Genomic DNA, 13,527 nt, shown 5'->3' on the forward strand with positions numbered 1-13,527 from the left:
AGCAACCCCACAACACGACGACGCCCGCCCCTGCGTCATGCAGGGACGGGCGTCGTCAATGGGATGGCCGGGAAGGACAGCCGCAGGAGAACTACTTCTCCTCGGCGGTCTCCTCGGCTGCGTCCTCAGCCTCGACCTCGGCGGCCTCGGCCGCGGCGTCGGCGTCAGTGGACTCCTCAGCCTCGACCTCGGGGGCCTCCTCGACCGGAGCCTTGGCGGCGGCCTTGGTGGCGCGCTCGGCCTCGGAGGAGGCGAGCTCCTCGAGAACCAGCGAGATCTGGGAGACGGGGGCGTTGTCGCCCTTACGGTTCTCCAGCTTGATGATGCGGGTGTAACCGCCGTTGCGACCTTCGAACTTCGGCGCGAGCTCGTTGAACAGGTAAGCGACAACTTCCTTGTCCGTGATGAGCTTCAGGACGTTGCGGCGGTCCGCCACGGTGCCCTTCTTGGCCTTGGTGATGATCTTCTCGACGTACGGGCGCAGCAGCTTGGCCTTGGCGTCCGTGGTCTTGATGGCGCCGTGCTCAATGAGCTGAGCAGCCAGGTTGGCGAGGATCTTCTTCTGGTGGGAAGCGGATCCGCCGAGGCGGGCACCCTTCTTCGGGGTAGGCATAACTTCTCCTCGTGAATGTTTTCTGGTGAGCGCTTGCTCCAGGCAGGTGACCGGTACCGGTCATGCCTCTATTCGGCGATGTCCTCGCCCTCGGTGTCCAGGAACTCGCCGGTCTCGGCGTCGTAGCCTTCGATGCTGTTGATGTCGAAGCCCTCCGGCGCGTCCTTGAGACCCAGGCCCAGCTCAGCGAGCTTGACCTTGACCTCGTTGATGGACTTCTGACCGAAGTTCCGGATGTCCAGCAGATCGGACTCCGTGCGGGCGGCGAGCTCGCCGACCGTGTGGATGTCCTCACGCTTGAGGCAGTTGTAGGAGCGGACGGAGAAGTCGAGATCCTCGATGGGCAGGCTGTAGGCCGCGATGTGCTCCGTTTCCTGCGGGGACGGGCCGATCTCGATACCTTCAGCCTCGGTGTTCAGCTCGCGGGCCAGGCCGAAGAGTTCCACCAGGGTTCCACCGGCGGACGCGATCGCGTCGCGGGCGGTGATGGAGTTCTTGGTCTCCACGTCGAGGACCAGCTTGTCGAAGTCGGTGCGCTGTTCAACACGCGTCGCCTCGACCTTGTAGCTGACCTTCAGCACCGGGGAATAGATCTGGTCGACCGGGATACGGCCGATCTCACCGGTGGTGGCGGCGGCCGGGACGTAGCCGCGACCGCGCTCGACCACGAGCTCGATGTCCAGCTTGCCCTGCTCGTTCAGCGTCGCGATGTGCAGGTCGGGGTTGTGGACCTCCACGCCGGCGGGAACGACGACATCGGCACCGGTGACGGCACCGAGCCCCTCCTTGCGGATGTACATGGTGACCGGCTCATCGGAGTCCGAGGAAAGGACCAGGGACTTGATGTTCAAGATGATGTCGGAGACATCCTCCTTGACACCCGGGATGGTGGTGAACTCGTGGAGCACACCCTCGATCCGGATGGAGGTCACCGCAGCGCCGGGAATGGACGACAGCAGGGTACGACGCAGGGAGTTACCGAGGGTGTAACCGAAGCCGGGCTCGAGCGGTTCGATGACGAACCGGGACCGTGCCGGGCTGATGTACTCCTCGGTCAGCTGGGGGCGCTGGGAAATCAGCATCGGGGTATTTCTCCTTCTCGGCGTCCGCTATTTGACGCCACATGAGGTGAACAGAGGGAACCGGACGGTTCCTTACTTGGAGTAGAACTCGACGATGAGCTGCTCCTGCAGCGGAACGTCGATCTGAGCGCGCTCGGGCAGCTGGTGCACGAGGATGCGCAGGGTGGACGGCACGACCTGCAGCCAGGCCGGGACGACGGAGTCGAGCAGGTTCTCCTGGGCCTCTTCGAACCACAGCATCGAGCGGGAACGGTCCCGGACGTCGATGATGTCGTACTGGGAGACCTGGAAGGACGGCACGTTGATCTTCTTGCCGTTCACGGTGAAGTGACCGTGGGAGACGAGCTGACGTGCCTGACGACGCGTGCGGGCGAGGCCGGCACGGTAGACGACGTTGTCGAGACGGGTCTCCAGCAGGATGACCAGGTTCGAGCCGGTCTTACCGGGGCGACGGTTCGCCTCGGCGTAGTAGCGGCGGAACTGCTTCTCCATGACGCCGTAGGTGAAGCGGGCCTTCTGCTTCTCCTGCAGCTGGGTGAGGTACTCGGACTCCTTGATGCGTCCTCGACCGGCCTGTCCGGGCGGGTACGGGCGACGCTCGAAGGAGCGGTCTCCGCCGACGAGGTCGACGCGGAGACGACGGGACTTACGGGTGGCTGAACCGGTGTAACGGGCCATTATCTGTTTCCTGTCCTTTCCTGATTAAACGCGGCGACGCTTCGGCGGACGGCAGCCGTTGTGCGGCTGGGGCGTCACGTCGGAGATCGTACCGACCTCGAGGCCGGCGGTGGACAGGGAACGGATGGCGGTCTCGCGACCGGAGCCCGGGCCCTTGACGAACACGTCAACCTTCTTCATGCCGTGCTCCATCGCCTTACGGGCGGCAGACTCGGCAGCCATCTGAGCGGCGAAAGGGGTGGACTTGCGGGAGCCCTTGAAGCCGACGTGGCCGGAGGACGCCCAGGAAATCACAGCACCCTTCTCGTCCGTGATGGAGACGATGGTGTTGTTGAAGGTGGACTTGATGTACGCGGCACCGTGGGCGACGTTCTTCTTGACTACCCGACGGCCGGTACGGCGCGCGCCAGCGCGTGCTTTCGGAGGCATCTGTTACTTCTTCTTTCCTGCGATCGTCTTCTTCGGGCCCTTACGGGTACGAGCGTTGGTCTTGGTCCGCTGACCGCGCACCGGGAGGCCACGACGGTGGCGCAGACCCTGGTAGCAGCCGATCTCGATCTTGCGACGGATGTCCGCGGCGACCTCGCGGCGGAGGTCACCCTCGACCTTCCAGGTCCCTTCGATGACGTCCTTGAGAGCGGAGACCTGCTCGTCAGTGAGGTCCTTGGACCGCAGGTCGGGGGAGATGCCGGTCTTCTCCAGCAGCTCGGCGGCACGGGCGGGGCCGATGCCGTAGATGTAGGTGAGTGCAACCTCCATGCGCTTGTCGCGCGGGAGGTCAACACCAGCAAGGCGTGCCATGTGGCAGTTCCTTCCGGTTTTTGAGCGGCGGTTTGCTCCCCACACATCCCGGCGTCCTCCCTGAGGGAAGGACGCCGGGCTCCGGCCGCCGCGGCCGGAGGTGAGCCCGTGGAATCCGCACGTCGGCGGCGTCCACGGATGGTGTACGGAGGCGAATGTCTTTGTGCCGGACAGATGTGCCGGAACGACAGGTAGGGCAGGTCTACTTGTAGCGGTAGACGATGCGCCCGCGGGTCAGGTCGTAGGGCGAGAGCTCCACGACCACGCGGTCCTCAGGAAGGATACGGATGTAGTGCTGACGCATCTTGCCGGAGATGTGGGCGAGCACCTTGTGCCCGTTGTCCAGCTCCACACGGAACATCGCGTTCGGCAGGGGCTCGACAATCTTGCCCTCGACCTCGATGGCGCCTTCCTTCTTAGCCATATCCTCCACTTTTCCAGGTCAGGGCAGCCTGCCGGCAGGTGCCGGAGCCGTAGCCTGACCACACAGTCTTGTTCGGACGATGTACCCGCAGATGATCGTGACGACCCGCGTGTACACCAGAGGAAGAGTCTACGGCATGACGCGCCCCAGCGCCAATACCGGCTCACACCCCGTTGACCCCGGTCTCTACCCCGGAAAAGACTCAGTAGCGTGGAGTGAGGATGCGCGGGCCTTCAGCGGTGGCCGCGACAGTGTGCTCCCAGTGGGAGGCGAAGGACCCGTCCAGAGTCTTCACACCCCAGTCGTCGTCGAGGACGTAGGAGTCGATGGTCCCGAGTGCCAGCATCGGCTCGATGGCGAGGGTGGAACCGACCTCGATGGACGGCCCCTTGCCAGGGCGTCCTTCATTGGCCAGGTACGGGTCCTCGTGCATCTCGTGCCCGATGCCGTGACCGCCGTAGCCGTCGACGATGTACAGCGGGACGCCGAACTTCGTGGACGCCGCGGCAGTCGCCTCCTCGAGCGCCCAGGAGACATCGGTCAGCCGGTTACCCGGGACCATCGCCTTGAGCCCCTCGTAGAGGACGAACTCGGTGGCCTCGTTGAGCTGGCGGACGTTCTCGGCGATCTCGCCGATACCGAAGGTCCAGGCCGAGTCGCCGACCCAGCCGTCGAGGGTCGCACCGCAGTCGATGGAGACGAGGTCGCCGTCCTTGAGGACCGTCTTCTCGTCCGGGATACCGTGGACGATCATGTCGTTGACCGAGGAGCAGATGCTCCCCGGAAATCCGCCGTAACCCTTGAACGTCGGGTAGGCCCCGGCGTCCCGGATCGTCGCCTCGGCGACAGCGTCCAGGTCAAGTGTGCTCACGCCGGGCTTCGCGGCGGCCTTCACGGCCTGCAGCGCCTTGCCCACGATCTCGCCCGCTGCCTGCATGGCATCGAGCTCGGCCGGGGACTTGCCCCGGATGACCTTGTGTGAACGGCGGAATCCCACGGTACCTGCTGCTTTCTAGCGGTCCAGCGCATCGAGGGTGGTCGAGGAGATGTCCTCGACGGTGCCCTCGGCGTCGATGTCGACGATGATGTCGCTGTAGAAGTCGATCAGCGGCGCGGTCTCGTCGCGGTAGACCTGGAGCCGGGTACGGATGGTTTCCTCGTTGTCGTCCTTGCGGCCGCGGGAGAGCATGCGCTCGACCACGACGTCCTCGGAGACCTGGTAGTTGATGACCGCGTTGAGCTTCTCACCGGACTCGCCGAGCATCTCGCCGAGGATCTCGGCCTGCTCGACGGTGCGCGGGAAACCGTCCAGGAGGAAGCCGTCAGCGGCGTCGTCCTGGGCGAGGCGGGACCGGACCATGTCGGCGGTGACGGAAGTCGGGACGAGCTTGCCGGCGTCGATGTAGGACTGGGCCAGCTTGCCGAGCTCGGTCTCCTTGCCGATGTTCTCGCGGAACAGGTCGCCGGTGGAGATGTGCGGAACCTGCAGCGCGTCCGCGAGGATGGCCGCCTGGGTGCCCTTGCCCGCACCGGGCGGGCCGAGGAGAACGAGTCTCATTTGAGGAATCCTTCGTAGTTGGCTTGCATGAGCTGGGACTCGATCTGCTTGACGGTGGTCAGAGCGACCGAGACCATGATCAGGATAGCGGTACCGCCGAACGCTCCGAGGCCGTTACCCCCTCCGTCGGAGGTGATTCCGGCGGACAGGGCGAGGTTCGGGATGATCGCGATCACAGCGAGGTACACGGAACCGACCGCGAGCAGACGGTTCATGACCCGGCCGAGGTACTCGGCGGTGGGCCGGCCCGGACGGATGCCCGGGATGAATCCACCGTACTTCTTCATGTTGTCGGCCTGATCGTTGGGGTCGTACTGGATCGACACGTAGAAGAACGCGAAGAAGATGATCATGACGGCCATGAACACGATGTAGCGCCAGTCCGACGGGTCGGTCAGGATGTTCATGACATCGCGGTTCCACCAGTTGTCCGCCTGCTCGCCGCCACCGGACTGGATGATCTGGGTGATGAGGATCGGGACAGTCAACAGGGAGGACGCGAAGATCACCGGGATAACACCGGCCTGGTTGACCTTCAGCGGCAGGTAGGTGGAGGTCTCGCCGTACTGGCGGCGACCGACCATGCGCTTGGCGTACTGGACCGGGATCCGTCGCTGGCCCTGCTCGACGAAGACGACGAGGACGACCAGGACGAGCATCGCGACGACGACACCGGCGAAGACGAATCCGCCGGAGTCCTGCAGGATGTTCATGCCCTGGGCCGGCAGGTGGGTGGCCATACCGGCGACAATCAGCAGGGACATGCCGTTGCCGATGCCGCGGTCGGTGATCAGCTCACCGATCCACATCACGAGCACGGCACCGGCGGTCATGATGACGACCATCGTGACGATGCCGAAGATGCCGATATCATCCTGCAGCACCTGCTGGCCGGAGCCGAGCAGCTGCTTGTTGTTCGCCAGGGCCACGATGCCCGAGGACTGCAGCAGGGCGAGAGCGACGGTGAGGTAGCGGGTGTACTCGGTCATCTTCGCCTGACCGGACTGCCCCTCCTTCTTCAGCTGCTCGAACCGCGGGATGACCACGGTCAACAGCTGCACGATGATGGACGCCGTGATGTAGGGCATGATACCGATCGCGAAGATCGACAACTGCAGCAGCGCGCCACCCGAGAACAGGTTGATCAGGCTGTACATGCTGGTCTGGCCGTCTTCGGTCAGGTTACGGACCTGCTCTGTGACTGTCGCGTAGTCAACACCGGGCGTCGGGATCTGAGAGCCGATCCGGTACAGGATGACCATCCCCAGGGTGAAGAGGATCTTCCTGCGCAGATCGGCATCCCGGAACGCCGAGAGTATGGCGGTCACATTTGCCTCCTGGCTCGATCACTGTCGGTGGCGTCCTGCGCGTGAGAGAGGCGGGGCGTCGACGGTGTCGATGGGTCTACATGGTGTTTCCGTCCCCGGGCATGGCTGACCGGCGGCGGATATTGGACAACTGCAACAGGATAGCAGGGGTGACCTCTTCTGTGCCCCGTCGGCGGGTAAGTTTGTCCCCCTGCGCGACTGTCCGTGCAGTTCAGAACGTTACAGGACGCCGCCCTCAGGTCTACTCCACAAGTGCTGCCCCGGCGGATGCGTGACGGTGGATGTGACGGGGTTCCGCGGGGCACTGTGGCGTCCCGTCGCCTCTCGCCCGCCGGTCTAACCGGTTCGGCTCCCGGTACGCCCCGTATCTCCCTGTTCCTCTCTGTCCCTCCCTGTTCGCCGGTGCTTCATGTCTGCGGCAGGCACAGATCGGGCTTTCTGTGGCAGTGAATCCCGACTCTGTGCCTGCCGCAGACCTGAAGCCCCCCCCGGACATGACAGAACCCCGCTCCCCCACGAGTGGGGGAACGGGGCTCAGTGCCTGTCAGTGCCTGTCAGTGCCTGGCAGTGACAACAGTCGGGACTGTGAAGACTAGGCCTCGGTGGTGGAACCGCCGGCGGCCTGGATCTTCTCGACAGCGGACTTGGAGAACTTGTCGGCGGTGACGTTGACCGCGACGGAGATCTCACCGTTGCCGAGGACCTTCACCGGCTGCTTCGGCCGGACGAGACCGGCGGAAACGATGTCGGCGACGGTGACGTCGCCGCCCTTCGGGAAGGCGGCCTCCAGATCGGAGACGTTGACGACCTGGAACACGACCTTGGCCGGGTTCTTGAAGCCCTTGAGCTTCGGCAGGCGCATGTGCAGCGGCATCTGGCCACCCTCGAAGGCGGCAGAGACCTGCTTGCGGGCCTTGGTGCCCTTGGTACCGCGACCGGCGGTCTTACCCTTGGATGCCTCACCACGACCGACACGGGTCTTGGCGGTGTTGGCACCCTTGGTCGGACGCAGGTCGTGGAGCTTGATGGGTTCGCTCATGTTCTTACTCCCCTGCAACTTCCTCGACCTCGACCATGTGGCGCACGGTGTTGATCTGACCGCGGACCACCGGAGTGTCCTCGCGGACGACCGAGTGTCCGATACGCTTCAGGCCGAGCGAGCGCAGCGACTCACGCTGCTTCGGCTTGGTGGCGACTTTACCCTTACGCTGGGTGATCTTCAGTGCCATGGTTACGCTCCCTGTCCTGCGGCGCGGGCACGGAGCATCGCGGCCGGGGCGACCTCTTCGAGGGTCTTGCCACGGCGGGCGGCGACCTCTTCGGGCCGGACCAGCTGCTTGAGGGCGTCCACGGTGGCGTGGACGACGTTGATGGCGTTGTCGGAGCCGAGGGACTTCGACAGGACGTCCTGGACGCCGGCGCACTCGAGCACCGGACGGGCGGCACCACCGGCGATGACACCGGTACCGGGGGCGGCCGGAGCCATCCACACGACACCGGCGGCAGCCTCACCCTGGACCGGGTGGGTGATGGTGCCGGCGATCATCGGGACGCGGAAGAAGTTCTTGCGAGCTTCTTCGGCACCCTTCTGGATCGCGGCAGGAACTTCCTTGGCCTTGCCGTAGCCGACGCCGACCATGCCCTGGCCGTCGCCGACGATCACGAGAGCGGTGAAGCTGAAGCGACGACCACCCTTGACGACCTTGGAGACACGGTTGATGGTGACGACGCGCTCGAGGTACTGCGAGCGCTCATCATCCTGACCACGACGGTTACCGCCACGGCGGTCGTCACGGCCACGACCACGGTTGTCACCGCGGTTGTTGTTGCTGTCGGCGGTGCGTCCGCCGTTACGATCACGTTCCGACATCACGCAGTCCTTCCGTCGGTGAAAATCTTGTCGTTGCGCATTAGAACTTCAGACCACCTTCGCGGGCTGCGTCGGCCAGAGCGGCGACGCGACCGTGGTACTGGTAGCCGCCACGGTCGAAGACGACCGTTTCGACACCGGCAGCCTTGGCGCGCTCGGCGATGAGCTCGCCGACGCGGGCACCGCGGGCCTTCTTGTCACCCTCCATGGCACGGATATCGGCCTCGGTGGTGGATGCAGCGGCCAGGGTGTGACCGGCGACATCGTCGATCAGCTGGGCGTGCATGTGACGGGAGGTGCGGTGGACGACGAGACGCGGGGTCTCGGCGGTACCGGAGATGTTCTTGCGCAGACGGTAGTGACGGCGCTGACGTGCGATGCGACGGCGGGTGGAGATGTCCTTGCCCACCGGGAGACGCTTCTTGTCGTTGCTCTGAGACATTACTTACCCGTCTTTCCGACCTTGCGACGGATCTGCTCACCCTCGTAGCGGATGCCCTTACCCTTGTAGGGATCGTCCTTCCGCAGACGACGGATGTTGGCGGAGATCTGTCCGACCTGCTGCTTATCGATACCTGTGACGGAGAACTTGGTGTTTCCGTCGACCGCGAAAGTGATTCCCTCCGGAGCCTCGATGAGGACCGGGTGGGAGTAACCGAGGGCGAACTCGAGGTTCTTGCCCTTGGCCTGGACGCGGTAACCGACACCGAAGATCTCCATCTTCTGGGTGTAACCCTCGGTGACGCCGACAACCATGTTGTTGACGAGCGAGCGGGAGAGACCGTGCAGGGAGCGGTTCTTGCGGTGGTCGTCCGGGCGCTGAACGAGAATCTCGTTGCCCTCCTGGACGGCGGTGATCGGGGCCGGGAGTTCCTGGGACAGAGTGCCCTTCGGACCCTTGACCTCGACGTTCTGACCGTCGATGGTGACGGTGACGTTGGCGGGGACGGCCACGGGGGCCTTACCGATACGTGACATTGTGCTGCGTCCTCCTTCTACCAGACGTAGGCGAGGACTTCCCCACCCACGCCCTTCTCGGTCGCCTCACGGTCGGTCAGCAGACCCTGGGAAGTGGAGATGATCGCCACACCCAGGCCACCGAGGACCTTCGGGAGGTTGGTGGACTTGGCGTACACGCGCAGACCCGGCTTGGAGACGCGGCGGACACCGGCGATGGAACGCTCACGGCTGTTGGAGTACTTGAGCTCCAGGGTGAGCTGCTTGCCGACCTTGGCGGCCTCTTCGACGGTGAAGTCGGCGATGTAGCCTTCCTTCTTCAGGATCTCGGCGATGTTGGCCTTGATCTTGGAGGACGGCATGGACACGCTGTCGTGGTACGCGTTGGACGCGTTCCGCACGCGGGACAGCATGTCCGCGATGGGATCAGTCATCGTCATGACGAAATGACCTTGTGCCTTTCTCGCCACGGTTCCCGTGTCCACCCGGGCGTAAACCGCGTCCTTGTCGGCAACTGACGCTTCCCTGGTTCAGTAACCGGGGTTGCTCGCTACCTTGGTGACGACGCGGCCGCATGAGGGCGGAGGGCCTGTGACAAAGTGGTTGAATGCTTGGTCCTGACACGCAGGACCTGTCTACGCTAGCAACCAGGCACGACAAGGTCAAACAGCGTCCGGAAGGACGCCTGCACCCCGTCCCGAATCGGTGTCCGGGCACCTCACAGCGTATTCTCCTCAGGGTCACCACCGGCCCGAGCAGTACCCCGTCAGTGAGGAATACCCAGAACCATGTGCGGCATCGTCGGAATGATCGGCAACAGCCCGGTCAACCAGGACATCTACGACGCTCTACTTCTCCTGCAGCACCGTGGACAGGATTCCACCGGAATGGCCACGGCCGAAGCCGGCGGCCACCTGCACACCTTCCGGGCCCGTGGCCAGGTCCGTGAGGTCGTGCGCACCCGGGACATGCGTTCCCTGCTCGGCAACGTCGGCCTCGGCCATGTCCGCTACGCCACCCGTGGCGCGGCGTCCTCCGAGGAGGAACAGCAGCCCTTCTACGTCAACTCGCCCTACGGCATCACCCTGGTGCACAACGGCAACCTGACGAACACCCGTGAGCTCACCGAGGAACTGCGCGACCGCGACCGCCGGCACGTCAACTCCTCCAGCGACACCGAACTGCTGCTCAACGTCCTGGCCTCCGAGCTGCAGGCCACGACGGGCCCGACCGACCTCACCCCGGAGAGCATCTTCAGCGCCGTCTCCGCGACCAACCGCCGCATCGAGGGCGCCTACGCTGTCGTCGCGTTGATCGCCCACCACGGACTGCTCGCCTTCCGCGACCCCTTCGGCATCCGCCCGATGGTGCTGGGACGCCGCCACCCCACCCCCGAGCAGCTGTCCGTCCACCCGGACGCCCACGACGAATGGGTCGTCGCCTCCGAGTCCCTGGTCCTGGAGAACGGCAACTACGAGCTCGTCCGTGAACTCGCTCCCGGCGAGGCCGTGTTCATCACCCCGGAAGGCAAGCTCCACTCCAGCGGGTGCGCCGAGACTCCGCAGCTCAAGCCGTGCTCCTTCGAGTACGTCTACCTCGCCCGACCGGACTCCGTGATGAACGGCATCTCCGTCTACGACTCCCGCCTGCGCATGGGCGCCCGGCTGGCGCAGACCATCGCCGAGCACATGCCGGTCGAGGATGTCGACGTCGTCATGCCGATCCCGGACTCGGCGCGTCCTTCCGCGATGGAGGTCGCGAAAGTCCTGAACATCGACTACCGCGAGGGGTTCTTCAAGAACCGCTACGTCGGACGTACCTTCATCATGCCGGGCCAGGCGGTCCGCAAGAAGAGCGTCCGCCAGAAGCTCAACGCGATGTCCACCGAATTCAAGGGGAAGCATGTGCTGCTCGTCGACGACTCGATCGTCCGCGGCACCACCAGTTCCCAGATCATCGAGATGGCCCGCGCCGCCGGCGCCCGCAAGGTCACCTTCGCCTCCGCCGCCCCGCCCATCCGCCACCCGCACGTCTACGGGATCAACATCCCGACCGAGTCCGAGCTCATCGCCCACGGCCGGACCATCCCGGAGATCTGTGAGCTGCTCGGCGCCGACCACCTCATCTACCAGGAGGTGGACGACCTGGAGGCGGCGATCATGGACGGTCAGACCGACCAGCACCTCGACGGCCTGGACCTGAGCTGCTTCACCGGCGACTACATCACGGGCAACGTGACCCAGGAGTACCTCGACTGGGTGGCGGACGCCCAGGAAAGCTAGAGAGAGTCAGAGAGAGCCGGAGAGGACCAGCCATGACCGGGAAAGAGACCGTCCTGCACCACGGGGAGATCACCCCTGGCCGTCCCCTGCTCGTCGTCGCGATGGCCGGCGAGGCCACCCACCTCACCGAAGGGCTCGACGACCTGCCGGTGCTGCTCACCGGCATCGGCCGGATCCACACCACCCTGTCCCTGACGGACTGTCTGCACCGCTACCTGCGCGCCGGTGGTCTGCCCGGCGGCATCATCAACATCGGCACCGCCGGGGCGCTGCGTCCGGGACTGACGGGTGTGCACCGGGTCGACCGGGTGCTGCTGCACGATTTCTCCCACTCCTCCGTCGCCGCCTTCACCGGGGCCGACGAGTATCCGCCGCTCGACCTCGCTGCGGAGGCGGCGGTCCCCGGCGCCACGCCGGACACCCTCGACGGGCTCGAGCGGGACGCGGCGTCCACGATCACGCTGGCGACCGGCGATGTCTTCGTGGAGTCCGACGCCACCCGTGACCGCCTCGCCGAGGACGCCGACATCGTCGACATGGAGGGGTACGCCGTCGCCTCGGTCGCCCGGTGGTTCGGTGTGCCCGTGCAGTTGATCAAGGTGATCAGCGACGACGCCGGGGACTCCGCCGGCAACTCCTGGCGTGAGGAACTGCCCCGCATGGCCCGCGAGATCGCCGCCCACACCCGCGGCCAGCTCACTACGCCCCACCGACCGGAGCTCACCGCCGATTAAGGCCTGCCTCACCATCATTGCTACATTCATTCCCATGAGTGTCTTCCTGCCCGGACGCCGACGGCGTCCTCTTGCCGCTGTCACCGCACTACTCCTCACCGTCGGGCTCACCGCCTGCGGTGCCGGCTCGGAGAACGGCGGCGGTGTCGGCGACGCCGAGGAGACCAGCTTCGACGCCGCTGTCGAGGACTTCCCCACCGCCGACGACGTCCCCGCCGCGTCCGAGGCCCGTGATGTCTCCTACGCCTCCTACGTCGGCGACGTCACCCCGGTGACCGAGGACGCCGAGCCCGCCCTGCCGGTCAGTCTCACCGACTCCGACGGCAACGACGTCACCGTCGACGATGTCTCCCGTATCGTCCCGCTCGACATCTCGGGCACGATCTCCCGCACCCTCGCCGGCCTGGGCCTGCGCGACAACATCGTCGGACGCTCCGTGTCCTCGATGGAACCCAGCCTCGCCGACCTGCCCGTGGTCACCCACGGCGGCCACTCCATCAGCGCCGAGGCGGTCCTGAACCTCGACCCGACGCTGATCATCCTCAACCCGTCCATCGGCCCGGAGGACGCTGTCCAGCAGATCCGCGACGCGGGCATCCCCGTCGTCATGATGGAGGACCCGGAGTACGGCGCGGAGGCCGTCTCCGAGTCCATCACCACGGTCGCCGATATCGTCGGACTGCCGGAGGAAGGTAAGCAGCTCGCCGAGCGTGCCGCCGACGAGGCCGACGAGGCCCGATCCACCATCAAGGACCTGGCGGACGCCGCCACAGACGGCACCCCGCTGCGCGCCGCCTTCCTCTACGCCCGCGGTGACGGCGGTGTCTTCTACATCCTCGGCCCCGACTCCGGCACCAGTGAGCTCATCGAGGGCATCGGTGCAGTGGACGTCGCGGCGGAGAAAGGCATCTCCGACATGGCGCCGGCCAATGCCGAAGCACTGGCGAAGCTCGACCCGGACGTGCTGGTCATGATGTCCGCCGGTCTGCAGTCCACCGGCAATATCGACGGCCTGCTCACCAAGCCCGGCGTGGCGCAGACCAAGGCCGGACAGAACCGTCGCATCCTTGCGATCCCGGACTCCCAGGCCCTGAGCTTCGGACCGCAGACCGGTGAGATGCTGCTCTCCGCGGCGTCCGCCCTCTACGACCCGGATACCCACCGCGAGGCCACCGAGTCCTAGCGACGGCCTATGGTAGG

The 13,527-nt window shown here is 65.4% G+C and carries 18 protein-coding genes; 3 read left to right on the forward strand and 15 right to left on the reverse strand.

Going from position 1 to position 13,527, the window contains the following annotated elements; translation table 11 throughout:
- Window positions 1-91: 91 nt before the first annotated feature.
- The 15 genes from rplQ to rpsH form a co-directional block, all read right to left on the reverse strand.
- Window positions 92-613 (reverse strand): 50S ribosomal protein L17, encoded by a 522-nt coding sequence (rplQ, locus tag Q0A27_RS05615; protein ID WP_291474078.1) that lies wholly within the window; start codon window positions 611-613, stop codon window positions 92-94.
- A 68-nt stretch (window positions 614-681) separates the two neighbouring features.
- Window positions 682-1,695 (reverse strand): DNA-directed RNA polymerase subunit alpha, encoded by a 1,014-nt coding sequence (locus tag Q0A27_RS05620; protein WP_291474079.1) that lies wholly within the window; start codon window positions 1,693-1,695, stop codon window positions 682-684.
- A gap of 72 nt (window positions 1,696-1,767) precedes the next feature.
- Complete coding sequence (gene rpsD, locus Q0A27_RS05625; RefSeq protein ID WP_291474080.1) at window positions 1,768-2,373, reverse strand: 30S ribosomal protein S4; 606 nt, start codon at window positions 2,371-2,373, stop codon at window positions 1,768-1,770.
- A 24-nt stretch (window positions 2,374-2,397) separates the two neighbouring features.
- Window positions 2,398-2,802: a 30S ribosomal protein S11 gene (rpsK, locus tag Q0A27_RS05630; protein ID WP_014010829.1), complete on the reverse strand. Its 405-nt coding sequence runs from the start codon at window positions 2,800-2,802 to the stop codon at window positions 2,398-2,400.
- 3 nt (window positions 2,803-2,805) lie between these two features.
- Window positions 2,806-3,174, reverse strand: a complete 369-nt coding sequence (gene rpsM, locus Q0A27_RS05635; RefSeq protein ID WP_014010830.1) for a 30S ribosomal protein S13 — start codon at window positions 3,172-3,174, stop codon at window positions 2,806-2,808.
- A 202-nt stretch (window positions 3,175-3,376) separates the two neighbouring features.
- The gene (gene infA, locus Q0A27_RS05640) at window positions 3,377-3,598 is read right to left on the reverse strand and encodes a translation initiation factor IF-1 (RefSeq protein ID WP_014010831.1); all 222 of its coding nucleotides are present in this window, start codon (window positions 3,596-3,598) and stop codon (window positions 3,377-3,379) included.
- A 202-nt stretch (window positions 3,599-3,800) separates the two neighbouring features.
- Window positions 3,801-4,595: a type I methionyl aminopeptidase gene (map, locus tag Q0A27_RS05645; RefSeq protein ID WP_291474081.1), complete on the reverse strand. Its 795-nt coding sequence runs from the start codon at window positions 4,593-4,595 to the stop codon at window positions 3,801-3,803.
- A gap of 15 nt (window positions 4,596-4,610) precedes the next feature.
- Window positions 4,611-5,156: an adenylate kinase gene (locus tag Q0A27_RS05650; protein WP_291474082.1), complete on the reverse strand. Its 546-nt coding sequence runs from the start codon at window positions 5,154-5,156 to the stop codon at window positions 4,611-4,613.
- Window positions 5,153-6,484 carry a preprotein translocase subunit SecY gene (gene secY / locus Q0A27_RS05655; RefSeq protein WP_291474083.1) on the reverse strand — a complete coding sequence of 444 codons (1,332 nt, stop codon included), beginning with the start codon at window positions 6,482-6,484 and terminating at the stop codon, window positions 5,153-5,155. The genes Q0A27_RS05650 and secY overlap by 4 nt, the downstream gene beginning before the upstream one ends.
- 592 nt (window positions 6,485-7,076) lie before the next feature.
- Window positions 7,077-7,523, reverse strand: a complete 447-nt coding sequence (rplO, locus tag Q0A27_RS05660; RefSeq protein ID WP_291474084.1) for a 50S ribosomal protein L15 — start codon at window positions 7,521-7,523, stop codon at window positions 7,077-7,079.
- A 4-nt stretch (window positions 7,524-7,527) separates the two neighbouring features.
- Window positions 7,528-7,713 carry a 50S ribosomal protein L30 gene (gene rpmD / locus Q0A27_RS05665; protein ID WP_020441902.1) on the reverse strand — a complete coding sequence of 62 codons (186 nt, stop codon included), beginning with the start codon at window positions 7,711-7,713 and terminating at the stop codon, window positions 7,528-7,530.
- Window positions 7,714-7,715: 2 nt separating this feature from the next.
- Window positions 7,716-8,354, reverse strand: coding sequence for a 30S ribosomal protein S5 (gene rpsE, locus Q0A27_RS05670; RefSeq protein WP_291474085.1), 639 nt, complete (start codon window positions 8,352-8,354; stop codon window positions 7,716-7,718).
- A 40-nt stretch (window positions 8,355-8,394) separates the two neighbouring features.
- Entirely contained in the window at window positions 8,395-8,796 is a 402-nt protein-coding gene (gene rplR, locus Q0A27_RS05675; protein WP_291474086.1) for a 50S ribosomal protein L18, read from the reverse strand.
- A complete protein-coding gene (gene rplF, locus Q0A27_RS05680; protein ID WP_291474087.1) occupies window positions 8,796-9,332 on the reverse strand; it encodes a 50S ribosomal protein L6 in 537 nt (178 codons plus the stop codon). Before rplF ends, rplR begins: the two co-directional genes overlap by 1 nt.
- Window positions 9,333-9,349: 17 nt before the next feature.
- Window positions 9,350-9,751 (reverse strand): 30S ribosomal protein S8, encoded by a 402-nt coding sequence (gene rpsH, locus Q0A27_RS05685; RefSeq protein WP_291474088.1) that lies wholly within the window; start codon window positions 9,749-9,751, stop codon window positions 9,350-9,352.
- A gap of 348 nt (window positions 9,752-10,099) precedes the next feature.
- Between rpsH and purF the strand changes: the two genes are divergently transcribed.
- Genes purF through Q0A27_RS05700 form a run of 3 tightly spaced genes read left to right on the forward strand, consistent with a single transcriptional unit; the run spans window position 10,100 to window position 13,510 of the window.
- Window positions 10,100-11,593: an amidophosphoribosyltransferase gene (gene purF, locus Q0A27_RS05690; RefSeq protein WP_291474089.1), complete on the forward strand. Its 1,494-nt coding sequence runs from the start codon at window positions 10,100-10,102 to the stop codon at window positions 11,591-11,593.
- A gap of 32 nt (window positions 11,594-11,625) precedes the next feature.
- Window positions 11,626-12,327 carry a nucleosidase gene (locus Q0A27_RS05695; protein WP_291474090.1) on the forward strand — a complete coding sequence of 234 codons (702 nt, stop codon included), beginning with the start codon at window positions 11,626-11,628 and terminating at the stop codon, window positions 12,325-12,327.
- A 34-nt stretch (window positions 12,328-12,361) separates the two neighbouring features.
- Window positions 12,362-13,510, forward strand: coding sequence for a hemin ABC transporter substrate-binding protein (locus tag Q0A27_RS05700; protein ID WP_291474091.1), 1,149 nt, complete (start codon window positions 12,362-12,364; stop codon window positions 13,508-13,510).
- Window positions 13,511-13,527 lie beyond the last annotated feature (17 nt).

Origin of the sequence: Corynebacterium sp. (genome assembly GCF_022712275.1) — a bacterium.
Lineage (GTDB): Bacteria > Actinomycetota > Actinomycetes > Mycobacteriales > Mycobacteriaceae > Corynebacterium.